The 16,852-nt window shown below is 72.6% G+C and carries 13 protein-coding genes and 1 pseudogene; 8 read left to right on the plus strand and 6 right to left on the minus strand.

What is annotated here, in order from left to right; genetic code table 11:
• Positions 1 to 429 (minus strand): annotated as a pseudogene (gene eno, locus AC6H2I_RS26100) (phosphopyruvate hydratase); the annotation flags it as partial.
• A 189-nt stretch (positions 430 to 618) separates the two neighbouring features.
• On the minus strand, positions 619 to 2,934 hold the full coding sequence (locus tag AC6H2I_RS26105) for a PAS-domain containing protein (RefSeq protein ID WP_497503697.1): 2,316 nt from the start codon (positions 2,932 to 2,934) through the stop codon (positions 619 to 621).
• Positions 2,935 to 3,093: 159 nt separating this feature from the next.
• Here AC6H2I_RS26105 and AC6H2I_RS26110 point away from each other — a divergent pair, with 159 nt between their 5' ends.
• On the plus strand, positions 3,094 to 4,812 hold the full coding sequence (locus AC6H2I_RS26110; RefSeq protein ID WP_497503698.1) for a uracil-xanthine permease family protein: 1,719 nt from the start codon (positions 3,094 to 3,096) through the stop codon (positions 4,810 to 4,812).
• A gap of 47 nt (positions 4,813 to 4,859) precedes the next feature.
• On the opposite strand, the gene AC6H2I_RS26115 is transcribed toward AC6H2I_RS26110, so the two are convergent.
• Entirely contained in the window at positions 4,860 to 5,894 is a 1,035-nt protein-coding gene (locus AC6H2I_RS26115; RefSeq protein ID WP_497503699.1) for a Leu/Phe/Val dehydrogenase, read from the minus strand.
• Between the two features lie 357 nt (positions 5,895 to 6,251).
• On the opposite strand from AC6H2I_RS26115, the gene AC6H2I_RS26120 reads away from it, so the two are divergent.
• From AC6H2I_RS26120 to AC6H2I_RS26150, 7 genes are all read left to right on the plus strand, one after another.
• On the plus strand, positions 6,252 to 6,557 hold the full coding sequence (locus tag AC6H2I_RS26120; protein WP_497503700.1) for a hypothetical protein: 306 nt from the start codon (positions 6,252 to 6,254) through the stop codon (positions 6,555 to 6,557).
• A 278-nt stretch (positions 6,558 to 6,835) separates the two neighbouring features.
• Complete coding sequence (locus AC6H2I_RS26125) at positions 6,836 to 7,819, plus strand: TRAP transporter substrate-binding protein (RefSeq protein ID WP_497503701.1); 984 nt, start codon at positions 6,836 to 6,838, stop codon at positions 7,817 to 7,819.
• Between the two features lie 49 nt (positions 7,820 to 7,868).
• On the plus strand, positions 7,869 to 8,417 hold the full coding sequence (locus AC6H2I_RS26130; RefSeq protein WP_497503742.1) for a TRAP transporter small permease: 549 nt from the start codon (positions 7,869 to 7,871) through the stop codon (positions 8,415 to 8,417).
• On the plus strand, positions 8,414 to 9,712 hold the full coding sequence (locus tag AC6H2I_RS26135; protein WP_497503702.1) for a TRAP transporter large permease: 1,299 nt from the start codon (positions 8,414 to 8,416) through the stop codon (positions 9,710 to 9,712). Before AC6H2I_RS26130 ends, AC6H2I_RS26135 begins: the two co-directional genes overlap by 4 nt.
• A gap of 56 nt (positions 9,713 to 9,768) precedes the next feature.
• Positions 9,769 to 11,043 carry an FkbM family methyltransferase gene (locus AC6H2I_RS26140; RefSeq protein WP_497503703.1) on the plus strand — a complete coding sequence of 425 codons (1,275 nt, stop codon included), beginning with the start codon at positions 9,769 to 9,771 and terminating at the stop codon, positions 11,041 to 11,043.
• A 15-nt stretch (positions 11,044 to 11,058) separates the two neighbouring features.
• Positions 11,059 to 12,531, plus strand: coding sequence for a tetratricopeptide repeat protein (locus AC6H2I_RS26145; protein ID WP_497503704.1), 1,473 nt, complete (start codon positions 11,059 to 11,061; stop codon positions 12,529 to 12,531).
• 35 nt (positions 12,532 to 12,566) lie between these two features.
• On the plus strand, positions 12,567 to 14,615 hold the full coding sequence (locus AC6H2I_RS26150) for a molybdopterin oxidoreductase family protein (protein ID WP_497503705.1): 2,049 nt from the start codon (positions 12,567 to 12,569) through the stop codon (positions 14,613 to 14,615).
• A 3-nt stretch (positions 14,616 to 14,618) separates the two neighbouring features.
• Here the strand turns inward: AC6H2I_RS26150 and AC6H2I_RS26155 are convergent, their stop codons facing one another.
• The 3 genes from AC6H2I_RS26155 to AC6H2I_RS26165 all read right to left on the minus strand — a co-directional run bounded on the left by AC6H2I_RS26155 (position 14,619) and on the right by AC6H2I_RS26165 (position 16,781).
• Positions 14,619 to 15,650, minus strand: coding sequence for a GGDEF domain-containing protein (locus AC6H2I_RS26155; RefSeq protein WP_497503706.1), 1,032 nt, complete (start codon positions 15,648 to 15,650; stop codon positions 14,619 to 14,621).
• An 82-nt stretch (positions 15,651 to 15,732) separates the two neighbouring features.
• A complete protein-coding gene (locus AC6H2I_RS26160; protein WP_497503707.1) occupies positions 15,733 to 16,215 on the minus strand; it encodes a pentapeptide repeat-containing protein in 483 nt (160 codons plus the stop codon).
• Positions 16,216 to 16,283: 68 nt separating this feature from the next.
• Complete coding sequence (locus AC6H2I_RS26165; RefSeq protein WP_497503708.1) at positions 16,284 to 16,781, minus strand: thioesterase family protein; 498 nt, start codon at positions 16,779 to 16,781, stop codon at positions 16,284 to 16,286.
• Positions 16,782 to 16,852: the final 71 nt, after the last annotated feature.

Here is a 16,852-nt window from a genome sequence, read left to right on the forward strand (position 1 = left end):
CGGCAGCAGCGAGGCGAAGGCGCCGCCGACGTAGCGGTAGAGCGGCAGCCCGGCCTCGTCGGCCGAGGCCTTGGCCACCGCCAGCGACACGCCGAGGATGGCGTTGGCGCCCAGGCGGGCCTTGTTGGGGGTGCCGTCGAGCTCCATCATCGCCAGGTCCAGCGCGCGCTGGTTGGTCGACTCCAGCCCGGACAGGGCGTCGAAGATCTCGCCGTTGACGGCGTCGACCGCCTTGCGGACGCCCTTGCCGCCGAAGCGGCCGGTGTCGCCGTCGCGCAGTTCGACCGCCTCGTGCGCGCCCGTCGAAGCGCCGGAGGGAACGGCCGCCCGGCCGAGCGCGCCGGACTCCAGGGTGACGTCGACCTCGACCGTGGGGTTGCCGCGGCTGTCGAGGATCTCGCGGGCGTGGATGTCGGTGATGGCGCTCATGCTGGCTTTCCTCCGTGAACGGACGCGCGCGACTGATAGCCCCTGACGCAAGGCGTGGCAAGGCCGCGTGCATGAATTTCCCACGGCACACGCTGCCGCGCCGGCCCCGCGCCGCGCCCCCCCCGACTCGACCGCGGGGGCCCGCCGATGGCGTCGGACGGGTGCCGGTCGTCCGACCTCTGCGGCGCTCTAGGCGGCGATCCCGGTTTCGCCCACCACCCGCGGGAAGCGCAGGGTGAAGGCGGCGCCGAGCCCCGGCGCGCTGACCAGGGTGATGCGTCCCTTCAAGGTGCGGGTGACGATGTTGTAGACGATGTTCAACCCCAGCCCGCTGCCGCCGGCGCCCCGGCTGGTGGTGAAGAAGGGTTCGAACACCCGCCCGTGCAGGTGTTCGGGAATGCCGCGGCCATCGTCGGCGTAGGTCAGCTCCACCTCGTCGGGAGACGGGCAGACCACGCGGATGCGCAGGCGGCCGCTGGCACCCGGCGCGTAGCCGTGGGCGATGGAGTTCATCACGAAATTGGTGAGCACCTGGCTCAGCGCCCCGGGGTAGCTGTCGACGACCAGGTCCTCCGGACACTCCACGTCCACGCTGTGGGCGGCTCGTCGCAGGCGGACGCCGAGGCTGCGCAGCACCTCGTGGATGTAGTCGCGCAGGTCGAAGGCGCGTCGTTCCTCGCTGGCCTGGTCCACCGCCATCTGCTTGAAGCTCTGGATCAACTGGGCGGCCCGGTCGATGTTCAGCAGCATGAGCTGCGAGGCCTCGGTCGCGGTGTCGAGGTAGTCGGCGAAGTCGGCGCGGCGCAGCCGGGCGCCCTCGAAGCTCTGGCGGATGGACGCGGTCCGCTCGGCCAGCAGGGAGGCGCCGGTCAGCGCGATCCCCACCGGCGTGTTGATCTCGTGGGCGACGCCGGCGACCAGGGAGCCCAGCGCCGCCATCTTCTCGGACTGGATCAGGTGGGCCTGCGCGTCCTTGAGATCGCGCAGCGCCTGCTCGGCCTGCTCCTTCGCGCTGCGCACCGCCTCGTCGGCGTGGATCCGCTCGGTGATGTCGGTGTGGGAGCCGATCAGCCGCACCGCCCGCCCCGCCTCGTCCGTGACCTTGACCGCCCGGGTGTAGAGATAGACGGTGTGCCCGGCCTTGTGGCGGAACCGCTGGACGATCTGGCACTCCCCCGCCCGCCCGGCGGCGAAATCGGCGAAGGCCCGGAACGACGTCTCCCGGTCCTCCGCCACCATCAGCGCCGTCCACCGCTCCACGGTGTTGTCGGCCTCGTCCTCGCCGTAGCCAAGCAGCGCCCACCATTGGGGCGAGAACCAGATGGTCCCGGCGGACACGTCCCATTGGGAGATGCCCTCGCGCGCCGCCCGGATCGCCAGCTCGAACAGTTCGCGGCTGTCCGCCAGCTCGCGCTCCGTCTGCTTGCGCCCGGAGATGTCGCTGATGCAGGTGAGAATCGACTCCTCGCCGTGGAAGCGGAACAGGCGCACCGACAGGAGAACCCAGGCCTCCCGCCCGCCCGCCGCCCTCAGCCGCGTCTCGAAGGCATCCACGGTGCCGCCGCCGGCCGCCAGCCGCTCCAGCATGCGGGCCCGGTCGGCCGGGTCGACGTAGACCTCGGCCGCCCGCACGCTGCCGGTCGCCACCGCCAGGTCGACGCCGAAGAAATCGGCGGCGGGCTGGTTGCCCAGCACCAGCATGCCGTCCGACAGACGGGTCACCACCAGGGGAAAGGCGATCGCCTGGAGGATGGCGTGCTGGGCTTCCCGGGAGTGGGCGAACCCGGTGACGTCGGTGAAGCGGCGGAGGAAGCCGCCCCCCGGCAGCGGGCGATGGTGGCTCTCCACCACCCGGCCGTCGGCGCGGTGGAAGCTGGTGTCGAACCAGTCGGCCCGGCGCGCGCCGACCAGCCCGTGGGCCACCGCCGCCTCCTCGTCGAGGGTGCCGAAATCGCCGCGCCTGAGGATGAAGCGGAGCAGCGCCTCGACCGGCGTGCCCTGGCGCAGCAGGTCCGGCGGGATCGCGAAGAGGTCGGCGAAATGACGGTTCCAGACCAGCAGCCGCTCGTCACGGTCGAAGGCGCACACCGCGTCGGCCAGGGAATCGAACACCGCGCCCAGCAGCTCGGACGCCGGGGTCGGCGCCGGCGCATCGGGCGCGACCGGGGGGAGCGCAGCGGACGGCGGTGCCGCCGGCACCATCCGGGCCGCGCACAGCACGGTTCCCGCCGGGCCGTCGTCGAGCAGGGACAGGGCGACCCAGCCGTCGTCGCGCTCGCACAGGGGCACCGCGGCGCCCGCCGCCAACGCCGCGACCAGCTCCGCCCCCCCGCGCCCGGCGGGATCGACGAGCGCGCCGTCCGCCAACAGCGCGTCGAGCAGGGCCGCCGGCCCGCCCGCGCCCGCGGCAGGGCCTCCCGCGGTCCCGCCTGCGGCACCGAAGGGCGGCGTCGCCCGGACCAGGCGTCCCCCGGCGTCGAAGCGCGCCTGCCCCGCACCCGTCATCACCCGCCGCGTCCCTTGCGCATCGCGCCGCCCAACCCGTTGCAGGAACACCATACCCGCGCAACGCGCCGGGGCAAAGCGCGAGACGTCGCTAACCCTCGGTGCGGCTTCGCGACTAGCATCGTCCCTTCGCATGCATCGCAATGACCCGGACCCCCTATGAGCGACCGACCGGCCAATCTCATTCACGCGCTCGACGACCGTCCGCCGGCGCGCACCACCGCGGTGCTCTCGCTGCAGCACCTCGTGCTGGCGCTCCTGTTCATGATCTATCCGGTGATCCTGGCGACGGAGCTGGGCGTCGACCGCGACACCACGGCCAGCATGGTGGCGATGGTGACCCTGGTGGCCGGCGTAGGCACCATCCTTCAGGCCAGCCGGCTCGGGGCCGGGTTCCTCGGCGTCATCATCCCCAGCCCCATCGTGCTGCCCGCCCTGCTGGCCAGCGTGCGCGCCGCCGGCATCGGCGCCGCCTTCGGCACCCTGGTGGTGTGCGGCCTCCTGCAGATCGGGCTGGCCCGCCTGCTGCCGCGGTTGCGCAGCTACTTCCCGCCCGAGGTGTGCGGCGTGTCCGTGATGATGCTCGGCGTGTCGCTGATCGCCGGCGGCCTCGACCGCTTCACGGGCTTCGACCCGGCCGCGCGCAGCGTCGACGGTGCGGCGCTGGCCACCGGCCTGGCCACCCTGGTGGTGATCCTGGCCCTCACCGTGTGGGCCAAAGGACCGCTGCGCCTCTACGCCGTGCTGGTCGGCTGCGCGTCGGGCTGCCTGGCCGCGTGGGCGATGGGCCTGATCGACCCGGTGGCCCTGGCCGCGGTGTCCGACGCCCCGCCGCTGGCCCTGCCGCGGCCGGTGCTGCCCGACTTCTCCTTCAGCCTGGCGATCCTGCCGCCGCTGCTGATCGTCACCGTGATCAGCATGATGGACACCGTCGGCGCCATCATCACCCTGGACAAGATGAACACCGCGCACTGGGCGCGCACCGACATGCGCGTGTTGAGCCGCGGGCTGATGGCCGACGGCGCCATGAGCACGCTGGCCGCCGCCAGCGGAACCCTGACCGTCGGCTTCTCGTCCGCCAACATCGGCCTCGAGTTCGCCAGCGGCGTGACCGCGCGGATCGTCGGCGTGGCGACCGGGGCGCTGCTGGTGGTGGCCGCCTTCGTGCCCAAGCTGACGATGGCCCTGATCCTGATGCCGCCGCCGGTGATCGGCGCGGTGCTGCTGTTCACCGCCGCCTGCCTGATCACCGCGGGCATGGAGCTGATCATGTCGCGCCTGCTGAATGAGCGGCGGATGCTGATGATCGGCCTGTCGACGATCCTCGGCCTGTCGGTGGCGGCCCTGCCCGGCCTCTACCACGGCGTGCCGGCGTGGGCGGAGCCGCTGGTCGGCTCGGAACTGACGGTCGCCTCGATCGCCGCCCTGCTGCTCAACATCCTCTTCCGCATCGGCGTCGTGCAACGGGCGACCGTCACCCACCGCCCCGGGGAGACGCCGCTGCACGACGTCTACGAGTTCATGGACCGCCAGGGCGCCGCGTGGGGGGCCCGGCGCGACGTCGTGCAGCGGGCCACCCTGGGCCTGGTGGAGGCGCTGGAGACGCTCGGCCACGGCGGGCTGGCCCGCGGCCCGGTGGCGGTGACCGCCGCCTTCGACGAGCTGAACCTCGACCTGCGCCTGGCCTACGACGGTCCGCCCCTGCCGCTGGGAGCGGGCGCTGTCGACCTCCAGTCGCTGGTCGACTCCGACGACGACGGCGCCATCGACGCCGCCATGCGGTCGGTGTCGGTCGGGCTCATCACCCGCTCCGCCGACCGCGTCGCCTGTTCCGCCGGCGGCGGCCGGGCGACGATCCTCCTCCACTACGACCACTGATCCGATCCGCGAGTCCCCGGCCGGCGCGGGCGGCGGTCAGGCGGCGGTCAGGCGGCCTGCAGGCGGTCCTCGGCCATCCGGTCGGCGGCCACATGGGTGGCCACCCCGTCGTGCGCGGCGCGGGCGAACACCGCGCCCAGGGTGCGTTCGATCCGCTCCACATGGGCGTAGGCGCGCGCGCGGTCGTAGGCGCCCGCCCGTTCGTGGTGGACGTTGATGAGTCCCCCGGCGTTGACGATGTAGTCGGGGGCGTAGAGGATCCCGCGCGCGGCCAGCCGGGCGCCGTGGCGTGGCGCGGCCAGCTGGTTGTTGGCCGACCCCGCCACCACCGCCACCCGGAGCCGCTCCGCCGTGTCGTCGTCGACGACGGCGCCCAGCGCGCAGGGGGCGAAGACGTCGGCCTCCACGTCGTAGATCTCGTGCGCCACCACCGCGGTCGCGCCGAACTCCCGGACCGCCCGCGCGACGCTGCCCGGCCGGATGTCCGTGACGAACAGCCGCGCACCGTCCTCCCGCAGCCGCCGGCAGAGATGGTAGCCGACATGGCCCAGCCCCTGCACGGCGACGCTCAGCCCCTCCAGCGTGTTGCGGCGCAGCCGGTGGTTCACCGCCGCGTGGATGCCGCGCCACACGCCATGGGCGGTGGCCGGCGACGGATCCCCGCCGCCGCCGCTCAGCCCGGCGACGTGGGGCGTCTCGCGCCGCACCTCCTCCATGTCGTCGGGCGCGGTGCCGACGTCCTCGGCGACGACGTAGCGCCCGCCCAGGCGGTCGACGGCACGGCCCAGGGCGCGCATGAGCGCGGGTGACTTCGGGCGCGCCGGATCGGCGAGCACCACCGATTTGCCGCCGCCGTAGGGCAGATCCGCCATGGCGGCCTTGTAGGTCATGCCACGCGACAGCCGCAGGACGTCGGTCAGCGCCGCCCCCTCGTCGCCGTAGTGCCAGTAGCGGCAACCGCCCAGCGCCGGGCCGCGACGGGTGTCGTGGATCGCGATGATGGCCTTCAGGCCGGTGCCGGGGTCGCTGACGAAGACGACCTGTTCATGCCGGTCGAACCCCTCCGCCTCGAAAACGGGCATGCGCAACCTCCTTGTGCAGGCCGCCCGCGCCGTGCGCAGCGCTGCGGCGAATTGTCCCTGCACTAGGTATTTGGTGGGATTGACGGGATTCAATGAATCGGGCAGACAGTCGCCCAAAGAAGACCGGATGTGGCCAGAAAGATCAGGCGGCCGCACCAACCGTTCACCCTTGGCCCGCCAAAGCGCAACTTCGGTAGCCGGCCCCTCCGCGCGGGGCACTCCGGGGTGATGGCGCGGCGTCGCCCGGCCCGGCGGCACCCCCCGCGGGGTACCCCCGCCGGCCAGGGGTCCATGTTTTGCATGGACATGGCGGAATCGATCCCCATCTGGGGACACCGCATGTCGAGGAGGACCATCATGAGCGATGCTGTGCGGCACACACGCCATGCCGCGTGGCGGGACGCCATCGCCCTCCTGGGCGACCGGATGGAGAGCGCGCGCCAGGCGGTGGAGCGCCAGGACGCCTCCGGCCGGGCCGTTCTGGAACGCACGCTCGACACGCTGCGGGGCCAGCGGAACCGCGCCATGGCGCGGGTGGAGGCGGCCCGCCAGGCCAGCGAGGACGGCTGGCCGTTCGCCCGGGCCCACGCCGAGCAGGCGATCACCGATCTCGCCGCGGCGCTGGACGAGATCGAGGCCTCGGTGTCCCGCGCCGCCGCCTGACCATCCGGTTGCCGAGACGATTCGCGGTATTACCAATTCGCGAAAAGCTCTGTTCCATTTTTGAAATTGCTGTATACGGAAGGGGGAGCCGGCCAACATAACGTGGCCGGAAAACCAGTCTTCGCTAATGGAACGGGGTCCCCATGGCGGCATCGGCGGCGGATCATCGCCTGTTCGGCGTCGGTGTGCGCAGGCGTGTCCCCGACGGCCCGAGCGGCCGCCGTTCCAGGCGCCAGGCCCTGGTTCCCCCCAACAATCGATGATCACGGAGGAAAGTCATGCGGATCGTGCTCGCCGCCGTTGCGGCGCTCGGGTTGATGAGCGGCACCGCGCTGGCCCAGAAGCCCATCCTCATCAAGTTCAGCCACGTCGTGGCCGACAGCACGCCCAAGGGCCAGGGCGCGCTGATGTTCCAGAAGCTGGTGGATGAGCGCCTGGGCGGCAAGGTCAAGGTCGAGGTCTACCCGAACTCCCAGTTGTTCGGCGATTCCAAAGAGATGGAGGCGCTCGCGCTGGGCGACGTGCAGTTGATCGCGCCGTCGCTGTCGAAGTTCGACCGCTACACCAAGCAGCTCCAGGTCTTCGACCTGCCGTTCCTGTTCCAGGACATCCAGGCGGTCGACCGCTTCCAGGGCAGCGAGACCGGCAAGAAGCTGCTGAAGACGATGGAGAAGAAGGGGTTCATCGGCCTCGGCTACTGGCACAACGGCATGAAGCAGCTGTCCGCCAACACCAAGCTGCTGACGCCCGAGGACGCCTCCGGCCAGAAGTTCCGCGTGCAGAATTCCGACGTCCTGGTCGCCCAGTTCCAGGCGGTCGGCGGCGTGCCGCAGAAGATGGCGTTCGCCGAAGTCTACCAGGCACTGCAGACCGGCACCGTCGACGGCGCCGAGAATCCCTGGTCGAACATCTACTCGCAGAAGTTCTTCGAGGTTCAGAAGTACATCACGGAGTCGAACCACGGCGTGCTCGACTACATGGTGGTGACCAACACCGATTTCTGGACCGGCCTGCCGGACGACGTCCGCGGCCAGCTCGAGACGATCATGGCCGAGGTGACGACCGCCGTGAACAAGATGGCGGACGACATCAACATGCGCGACAAGCAGCGCATCGCCGAGAGCGGCAAGACCGAAATCCTCCAGCTCACCGCGGACCAGCGCCAGGCGTGGGTCAAGGCCATGCAGCCGGTGTGGAAGCAGTTCGAAGGTGACATCGGCGCCGAGGTCATCGAGGCGGCGCAGACCGCCAACGGCTCGTAACGCCGCCGCCGCTGCGACCAACAAACCGACGGGGAGCCTGGTGGGCACGATGTTCGGGCGACTGTTCGCTCGCCTGGAGGAGGCGATCATCGCCCTCCTCCTGGCCGGGATGACGCTGCTGACCTTCACCCAGGTCGTGCTGCGCTATGGCTTCAACTCCGGCGTGCTGTGGGCGCTGGAGGCGACGACGTACATGTTCGGTTGGCTGGTGCTGATCGGCATCTCCTACGGCGTCCGCGTCAGCGCCCACATCGGCATCGACATGGTCGTGAAGCTGGTGCCGCCCTACGCCCGGCGGATCGCCGGGCTGGCCGCGGTGGTCCTCAGCATGCTCTACGCCGTGCTGATGGCCTACGGCAGCTACGTCTACATCGAGAAGCTGCACACCATCGGCGTCGAGGCGCAGGACATCCCGGTCCAGCGCTGGCTGCTGGACATCATCCTGCCCATCGGCTTCGGCCTGCTGTTCATCCGTCTGGGGCAGGTCCTGGTCGGCATCCTCACCGGGCGGCGCGAGGGCTTCGAGCTGGCCGACGAGGCCGGCGACCTGCTGCGCGAGCAGGGGCTGGCCGCCAAGGACGTGGAGGCCGGGCGATGACCACCACGTTCCTGTTCGTGGCGCTGTTCGTCTTCCTCTTCATGGGAATGCCGATCGCCATCGCGCTCGGCCTCTCGTCGCTTCTGACCCTGGTGTTCTTCGCCCAGGATTCCCTGGCCTCGCTGGCCATCAAGTTCTGGCAGACGACCGAAGCCTACACCCTTCTGGCCATCCCCTTCTTCATCCTGGCCGGCTCGTTCATGACCACCGGTGGCGTGGCCCGCCGCATGATCAATTTCGCGGTGGCCTGCGTCGGCCATCTCCACGGCGGCCTCGCCATCGCGTCGGTGCTGGCCTGCATGCTGTTCGCCGCGGTGTCCGGCTCCTCGCCGGCGACGGTGGTGGCGGTCGGCTCCATCGTCATCGCCGGCATGGTGCGCACCGGCTACACCAAGGAATTCGCGGCCGGCGTGGTGTGCAACGCCGGCACGCTGGGCATCCTGATCCCGCCGTCCATCGTCATGGTGGTCTACGCCGCGGCGACCGAAAGCTCGATCGGCCGCCTGTTCATGGCCGGCATCATCCCCGGCGCCGTGCTCGGCCTGATGCTGATGGTGGCGATCTACATCGCCGCCCGGGTCAAGGGCCTGCCGCGCCAGCCGCGGGCCAGCCTGCGCGAGGTGGTGAGCAGCGGCGCCGACGCGGTCTGGGGGCTGCTGCTCATCGTCATCATCCTCGGCGGCATCTACGGCGGCATCTTCACCCCGACCGAGGCGGCCGCGGTGTCCGCGGTCTACGCCGGACTCGTGGCGCTGTTCATCTACCGCGACATGAAGTTCCGCGACCTGCCCAAGGTGCTGACCGACAGCGGCCGTGTCACCGTCATGCTGCTGTTCATCATCGCCAACGCCTTCCTCTTCGCCCATGTGCTGACGACCGAGCAGATCCCGCAGGCCATCGCGCGCGAGATCACCGACGCGGGGCTGAGCCAGTGGCAGTTCCTGCTGGCGGTCAACATCATCCTGCTGGTCGCCGGCAACTTCATGGAGCCCTCGGCCATCGTGCTGATCCTCGCGCCGATCCTCTTCCCCATCGCCATGGAGCTGGGCATCGACCCCATCCATTTCGGCGTCATGATGGTGGTGAACATGGAGATCGGCATGGTCACGCCGCCGGTCGGCCTCAACCTCTTCGTGACCGCCGGGGTGACCGGGATGAGCATATCCCACGTCGTCCGCGCGGCGTTTCCCTGGCTGATGATCCTGCTGGCCTTCCTGGTGCTGGTCACCTACGTTCCGTTCATCTCCACGTTCCTGCCGGACCTGATGTTCGGCAAGGACACCTTCGCCCACTGACGCCGTGCGGGCGGCGCCCCGACGGGCGCCCCCACCGGCGGCTTCCGGAACCGGCCATGGCCAGCATCGGCGAAGCCCTGACCGCGGCGCTCGACCATCATCTCGCCGGGCGCCTGGCCGAGGCGGAGATCCTCTACGGCCGCATCCGCGCCGCCGACCCCGCCCAGCCCGGCGCCCTCCACATGCTGGGGGTGCTGCACGCCCAGACCGGCCGGTTGGCCAGCGCCGACGCCCTGCTGTGCCGCGCCGTCGCCGTCGCCCCCGACCTCGCCGACCACCACGCCAACCTGGCGGCGGCGCAGCGCGCCCAAGGCCGCCTGCCGCTGCAGCCGCTGCGCCGCGCCGCCCGGCTCGCCGCCACCCCGGAACGCCTGTTCGAGCTGGCCAATGCGCTCGGCCCGGCGGGCCGCGGCGGCGAGGAGGCGGCGTGCCTGCGCGACGCCCTGGCGCTGGGTCCCGACCTCAGCGGCCCCTGGGTCAACCTGGGTGCCCAGGCCCTGGAGCGTGGCGCGCCGGCCGAGGCCGCGCCGTGCCTGGAGCACGCCGCCCGCCTGGCGCCCCCGTCACCCGCCCTGCACGCCAACCTCGGCCGGCTGCGCCACGCCCAGGACCGGCTGGAGGAGGCCGAGACGCATCTGCGCGCCAGCCTCGCCGCGGTGCCCGACCAGCCGCCGCTGCGGACCACGCTGTGGGCGGTGGAGAAGGCGCGCGGCCGGCGCCCCCACCACCACAGCCACGACGGGCAGGACGCCTTCGTGCACGAAGTGCTGCTGAACGGCCGCGCCTCCGGCGTGTTCGTCGACATCGGCGCCTTCGACGGGGCGACCTGGTCGAACACCCTGTTCTTCGAACGCCGCCTGGGGTGGACCGGGCTGTGCGTCGAGCCCTCGCCCACCTGGTTCCCCCTGCTGGCCGGCAACCGCGCCGTCCCCTGCCTGAACGTGGCCGTCGGCGACGCCGAGGGCGAGGCGGACTTCCTCGACGTCGTCGACGGCTTGGCGATGATGGGCGGCCTCGCCGCCGCCTTCACCCCGGAGCATCGCGCCTTCGTCGAGGCGGAATCGACGGTGCACCCGGTGCGCGTGCCGGTCCGCCGCCTGTCGACGATCCTGGCCGAGCAGGGGATCGCGCGCATCGACTACCTGTCGATCGACGCCGAGGGGGCCGAGGCGGCGATCCTCGATTCCCTCGACCCGCGCCGCGTCACCGTCGATGCCGTGACCCTGGAGAGCGCCCGCCCCGACCCCGCGCTGCGCGCCCGCATGGAGGCGCTGGGCTTCCGCTACGTCTGCCGCTTCGGCGGCGGGGACGAGGCCTATGTCCGGCGTTGACCACCCGGTCGCCCGATGACCGCCGCGTCGGTTCTCTTCGACCGCGCCATCGCCCTCCACCGCGACGGCCGGTGGGGCGAGGCGGCGACCCTGTACCGGCGGCTGGTGGCCGCGGCCCCCGCCCACCCGGGGTTGCTCGGCAACCTCGGCGCGGCCCTGGACTCCGGGGGCGATCCGGCGGCGGCGGTGCGCAGCCACGCCCGCGCCGCCCGGGCCGCCCCCGGCGAGCCCGCCCCATGGTTCAACCTGGGCAACGCCCGGCGCGCCGTGGGCGAGGACGCGGCGGCGCGCGCCGCCTTCCGCCGCGCCCTCGTCGCCCGCCCCGACCATCCCGGCGCCCTGCTCGCGCTGGGCGACCGCCTGCTCGCCGCCGACAGCCTGGCGGACGCCGCGGCGTGGCTGGGCCGCGCCGCCGCGTGCCAGCCGGGCAACGCCGCCACCCTGTACCGGCTGGGGCGCGCCCTCCAGCGGATGGGGCGGCCGGCCGCGGCGGCGGCGGCGCTGGGCGAGGCCCTGGCGGCCCGGCCCGACCTGCTGGCGGCGGCCGAGGCGTTGGCGGAGTGCCGCTTCCTGCTGGGCGACGTCGCGGCCGGCGCCGCCCAGTTCGCCCGCTACCAGGGTGCCGACTCCGCATGGCTGGCCAAGCTGAGGGTGCCCCGGGGAACGCCGGCGCTGCCGCCCGGGGGCGGGCTGCTGATGGTCGCCGATTCCGGCTTCGGCGACACCCTCCAGTTCGTGCGCTACGCCGCGTGGTTCGCGGCGCGCGGGCACCGCGTCACGGTCGAATGCCAGCCGGCGCTGACCCGGGTGGTGGGGCGCGCCGCCGGCGTCGCGGCGGTGGTGGCCATGGGCGGCGAGCGGCCGCCGTGTGATGCGGTGGTGCCGCTGCACAGCCTGATGCACCTGGCCGGCGCCACGCCCGCGGATCTCGCCCGCCACCTCCCCTGCCTGAGCGCCGAGCCGGCGCTGGCCGCGTCGTGGCGGCGGCGTCTCGACCGCGCCGCCGGCGGCGCCCTGGCGGTCGGGCTGGTGTGGGCCGGGGCCCCCGACGGCACCGCCAACCGCGGGCGCTCGCCCCGCCTGGCGCCGCTTCGTCCCCTGCTCGCCCTGCCCGGCGTGCGCGTCTTCGGGCTGCAGCTCGGCGACGGGCGGCGGGACCTCGACGGCATCGCACCGCCCACCGGGCTGGTCGATCTCGGCCCGGAGATCGGCGATTTCGCCGACACCGCGGCGATCCTCGATGGGCTCGACCTGCTGGTGACCTCGGACACCTCGGTCGCCCACCTCGCCGGCGGCATGAACCGGCCGATGTGGGTTGTGCTGCCGTTCGCGCCGGCCTGGCGGTGGGGCGCCGCGGGCGCCACCACGCCCTGGTATCCGGCCGCCCGGCTCTACCGCCAGCCGGCGCCGGGCGACTGGGGGTCCCCGGTCCGGCGGATCGCCGAGGACCTGGAACGCCTCGTTGCCGAGCGCGGCGGTGGGACTTAGACTGACGGGCCGCCCCGCCACCGGAGCCCCAAGCCGTGAGCGATTTCCTGCCCAGCGCCTGCCCCCACGACTGCCCCAGCACCTGCGCGCTGGAGGTGGAGCGCGTCGCTCCCGGCCGCATCGGCAAGGTGCGCGGCGCCGCCGCCAACACCTACACCGCCGGCGTGATCTGCGCCAAGGTGGCACGCTACGCCGAGCGGGTGCACAACCCCGACCGGGTGCTGACGCCGCGGCTGCGCACCGGGCCCAAGGGGTCGGGCCAGTGGGCGGAGATCGGCTGGGACGAGGCGCTGGACCGTGTCGCCGACGCCTTCCTGACGGCCGAGCGGCGGCACGGGGCGGAAGCGGTCTGGCCCTACTACTACGCCGGCACCATGGGCCTGGTGCAGCGCGGCTCGATCCAGCGGCTGCGCCACGCCAAGGGCTACTCGCGCCAGTACTCGACGGTCTGCGACACCCCGGCCAACATGGGCTGGCTGGCCGGCCATGGCGACATCCGCGGCGCCGACCCGCGGGAGATGGCCGAGAGCGACCTGATCGTGAACTGGGGCGGCAACCCGGTGGCCACCCAGGTCAACGTCATGACCCACGTCGCCCGCGCCCGCAAGGGCCGGGGCGCCAAGCTGGTCACCGTCGACCCCTACCGCACCGGCACGGCGGAGGTGTCGGACCTCCACCTGATGCCGCGGCCGGGCACCGACGGGGCGCTGGCCTGCGCGGTGATGCACGTGCTGTTCGCCGAGGGGCTGGCCGACCGCCCCTACCTGGAGCGCTACGCCGCGGGAACCGCGCGGCTGGAGACGCACCTGGCGTCCCGCACGCCGCAATGGGCCGCGGCCATCACCGGCGTGCCGGCCGCGGACATCGTCGCCTTCGCCCGGCTCTACGGCACCACCAAGCGCAGCTACCTGCGCATCGGTTACGGGCTGACCCGGGCCATCAACGGGGCGGCGCAGATGCACGCCGTGTCCTGCCTGCCGGTGGTCAGCGGGGCGTGGGCGCACCGCGGCGGCGGCGCGCTCTACTGTTCCAGCGGCATCTACCGCATCGACCGCACCCTGGCCGAGGGGCTCGACCGCCTCGACCCGACGGTGCGGGCGCTGGAGCAGACCCGCATCGGCGCCGTCCTGACGGGCGACCCGGACGCCCTGAAGGGCGGCCCGCCGGTGACCGCCATGCTGGTGCAGAACACCAACCCCGCGGCGATCTGTCCCGACCTCGGCCGGGTGGTCGAGGGGCTGAAGCGCGACGACCTGTTCGTCGCGGTGCACGAGCAGGTGATGACGGACACCGCGCGCCTCGCCGATCTGGTGCTGCCGGCCACCACCTTCCTGGAGCACGACGACCTCTACCGCGGCGGCGGCCAGATGCACATCCTGGTGGGGCGCAAGGTCATCGAGCCGCTGGGCGAGGCGCGGGAGAACCACTGGGTCAACGCCGAGATCGCGCGGCGCGTCGGCGCCGAGCATCCCGGCTTCGCGATGACCGCGTGGCAGGTGGTCGACGCCATGCTGACGGCCTCCGGCCTGCCCGACGCCGACACCCTGCACGCCGAGCGCTGGCTGGACGTCCAGCCCGATTTCGAGACGTCGCATTTCCTCAACGGGTTCGCCTTTCCCGACGGGCGCTTCCGCTTCGCCCCGGACTGGGCGTCCCTGGGCCCGCTGGCGGGCTGCCCGGACCTGCCCGACCACATGGAGCCGGGCAGCCCCGCCGACGCCGAGCACCCGTTCCGCCTGATCACCCCGCCGGCCCGCCAGTTCCTCAACACCAGCTTCAACGAGACCCCCACGGCGCGGGCGCGCGAGGGGCGGCCGACCGCCCTGCTCCACCCCGACGACTGCGCGGCGCTGGGCATCGGCACGGGCACGGCGGTGCGGCTGGGCAACGCGCTGGGCGCGCTGACGGTGCACGCCCGGCCCTTCGACGGGGTGCAGCGCGGCGTCGTGGTGGTCGAGGGGATCTGGGACAACGCCAGCTTCCCCGACGGCCTGGGCATCAACGCCCTGACCTCGCCAACGCCGGTGCCGCCGGCCGGCGGCGCAGCCTTCCACGACACCGCGGTGTGGGTGCGGGCGGCGTAGCCGCTACGCCGGGCTATCGCCGCAGACGCGGTTGCGGCCGGCGCCCTTGGCGGCGTAGAGCGCGGCGTCGGCACGGCGCACCAACTCCCCAAGGGCCTCGGCGGGGCGGTGCTGGGCGGCGCCGATCGACAGGGTCACCGTGCCGTAGGACACGTTGCGCGCCTTGTTGACGATCTGGCGCGAGCCGACGGTGGCGCGGATCTGCTCGGCCACCTTCAGGGCGTTCTCCAGCGCCGTGCGCGGCAGGATGATGGCGAACTCCTCGCCGCCGAAACGGGTGGCGGTGTCACGGCCCTTGATGCACTCCGTCAACAGCCGGGCGACCAGCCGCAGCACGTGGTCGCCGACCAGGTGCCCATGGGCGTCGTTGAAGGACTTGAAATGGTCGATGTCGACCATCAGCAACGACAGCGGCTGGCCGTCGGCCGCGGCTTCCTGGGCGGCGGTGGCCAGCGCCACGTCGAAGGCCTTGCGGTTGCCGATGCCGGTCAGCCCGTCGGTCATCGCCTCCCGCCGCGCCGTGTCGAGGCTGACCCGCATCTCCGCCAACTGCTGGCCGGAATCGAGGAGCTGCGACTGCAGGCGCGTCTGCCGGTCGACGATGGCGGAGGTCTCCGCGGCGATGGCCGCGACCATGGCGCGCAGGTCCTCCAGCGACATCGGCTGCTCCAGGTCGCCCCGAAAGCCCGCCAGGGCGGTGCCGTACCGCGTCGTCTCCGTGCCCACGGTGCCCAGCATCTCCAGGATCTTGCCCAGCGCGACGCGGGCGCGTTCGCTGGTTTCCCGGATCGCCTGGGCCTCGGCGTCGAGGGTGAAGAAGCGTTTGAACAGCTCGTCGCAATGGAGTTGGCTGAGCCCGCCCCCGTCCCTGCGCGCCAGGTCGATGGCCCGCGCCAGATCCGGGAACTGACCGCTGAAATAGGCGTACCACAGCGTGAAGTTCTCGGGGTTGGCCGGCAGGCCGTCGGCCTGCATGCGGTCCATGGCCTGCTGGGCCAGCGCGCCGGCCCGCTTCACATCCTCGCTGTAGGACATCTTGCCGCCCTCCCGCCGGGCGCCGGCCACGCGGCGCCGCCGTGACGCTACCCGGGCAACAGGAGGTTCTTCAAGCGCCCCGTCAGTAGCACTGGCCCACCGAGTCGTCGGCGCAGACCCGCTTGCCGTCGATCCAGGTCGCCCCCGACAGGTCGGCGCGGCGCAGGTCGGCGCCGCGCAGCTTGGCGCCGGTGAAGTCGGCGCCCTTCAACGTCGCGTCCACCAGCTTGGCGTTGCGCAGGTCGGCGGCGCGGAAGCTCGCGCCGGCCAGATTGGCGCGGGTGAAGTCGGCCTCGATCAGGCGGGCTCCGTCGAAGGTCACGCGGGGCAGGTCCGCGCTGACGAACTTGCCGCGGTACCCGTCGGCCCCGGTCAGGTCGGCCCCCTCCATGCGGGCACGCTGGAACGTCGCGTCGCGCAGCATGGCGGCGGTCAGGTCGACGCCGACGAGGTCGCGGCCGTCGAAGTAGCAGCGCCGCCAGTTCACTTCAGGTTGTGCCGGATCGGTGCATTCCGCCGCCGCCGGGACCGCCGCGAGCAGCGTCGCCGCCAGGACGGCGGCCATGACAGAAGTCCTTTTCATGGGACTAGACATAGGCGACGGCGCGGCGATTGCCAATCCGAAAAGGGTACTCATCCCAGCCGGGAGGCGGTCGGCCGCAGGGCGATGGCCCGGCCCGCCATCGCCGGCCGGGGGAGCCCGGCCTGGGCCGCCGCCACCGCGTCCAGGCGCCCGCGCACCGCCTCCGGCAGAGCGGCGGCGCGCCGGTCGGCAAGGTCCACGTGCAGCAGCATGAACTCCGCCGTGGCGGCGAGGAAGCCGTCGTCGGCATGGAGCATCTCGTGGAACAGGTGCACCCGCTTGCCGTCCACGCCGAGCAGGCGCGACGCGAACCGCAGGCGGTCGCCCTGGGTCACCTCGCGCAGGTATAAGAGGTGCGCCTCCACGACGAACATCGACCCCGCCCCGGATTCGGCGTAGGCGCGCCCGATCCCGAAATGGTCGAGCACCGCATCGGTGGCGTGGTCGAACGCCAGCAGGTAGTAGGCCACGTTCATGTGGCCGTTGTAGTCGATCCACTCGGGCAGGACGGTCGCCCGGTGGAGGTCGAGGGGGCTGGTGGCGGTCATGGCGGCACGATACGCGACCCCGCCCCGCCTGGGAACCGGTCTCCGCTCCGGCCCCGCGGCCGGCGTGCGGA

Source organism: Azospirillum sp. NS33, from assembly GCF_059703765.1.

Excerpts from the sequence above, each read along its gene's own strand:
- AC6H2I_RS26155 (WP_497503706.1), bottom strand. The coding sequence starts at position 15,650 with ATGTCCTACAGCGAGGATGTGAAGCGGGCCGGCGCGCTGGCCCAGCAG.
- AC6H2I_RS26120 (WP_497503700.1), top strand. The coding sequence starts at position 6,252 with ATGAGCGATGCTGTGCGGCACACACGCCATGCCGCGTGGCGGGACGCC.
- AC6H2I_RS26125 (WP_497503701.1), top strand. The coding sequence starts at position 6,836 with ATGCGGATCGTGCTCGCCGCCGTTGCGGCGCTCGGGTTGATGAGCGGC.
- AC6H2I_RS26135 (WP_497503702.1), top strand. The coding sequence starts at position 8,414 with ATGACCACCACGTTCCTGTTCGTGGCGCTGTTCGTCTTCCTCTTCATG.
- AC6H2I_RS26105 (WP_497503697.1), bottom strand. The coding sequence starts at position 2,934 with ATGACGGGTGCGGGGCAGGCGCGCTTCGACGCCGGGGGACGCCTGGTC.
- AC6H2I_RS26165 (WP_497503708.1), bottom strand. The coding sequence starts at position 16,781 with ATGACCGCCACCAGCCCCCTCGACCTCCACCGGGCGACCGTCCTGCCC.
- AC6H2I_RS26115 (WP_497503699.1), bottom strand. The coding sequence starts at position 5,894 with ATGCCCGTTTTCGAGGCGGAGGGGTTCGACCGGCATGAACAGGTCGTC.
- AC6H2I_RS26140 (WP_497503703.1), top strand. The coding sequence starts at position 9,769 with ATGGCCAGCATCGGCGAAGCCCTGACCGCGGCGCTCGACCATCATCTC.
- AC6H2I_RS26160 (WP_497503707.1), bottom strand. The coding sequence starts at position 16,215 with ATGGCCGCCGTCCTGGCGGCGACGCTGCTCGCGGCGGTCCCGGCGGCG.
- AC6H2I_RS26145 (WP_497503704.1), top strand. The coding sequence starts at position 11,059 with ATGACCGCCGCGTCGGTTCTCTTCGACCGCGCCATCGCCCTCCACCGC.
- AC6H2I_RS26130 (WP_497503742.1), top strand. The coding sequence starts at position 7,869 with ATGTTCGGGCGACTGTTCGCTCGCCTGGAGGAGGCGATCATCGCCCTC.
- AC6H2I_RS26110 (WP_497503698.1), top strand. The coding sequence starts at position 3,094 with ATGAGCGACCGACCGGCCAATCTCATTCACGCGCTCGACGACCGTCCG.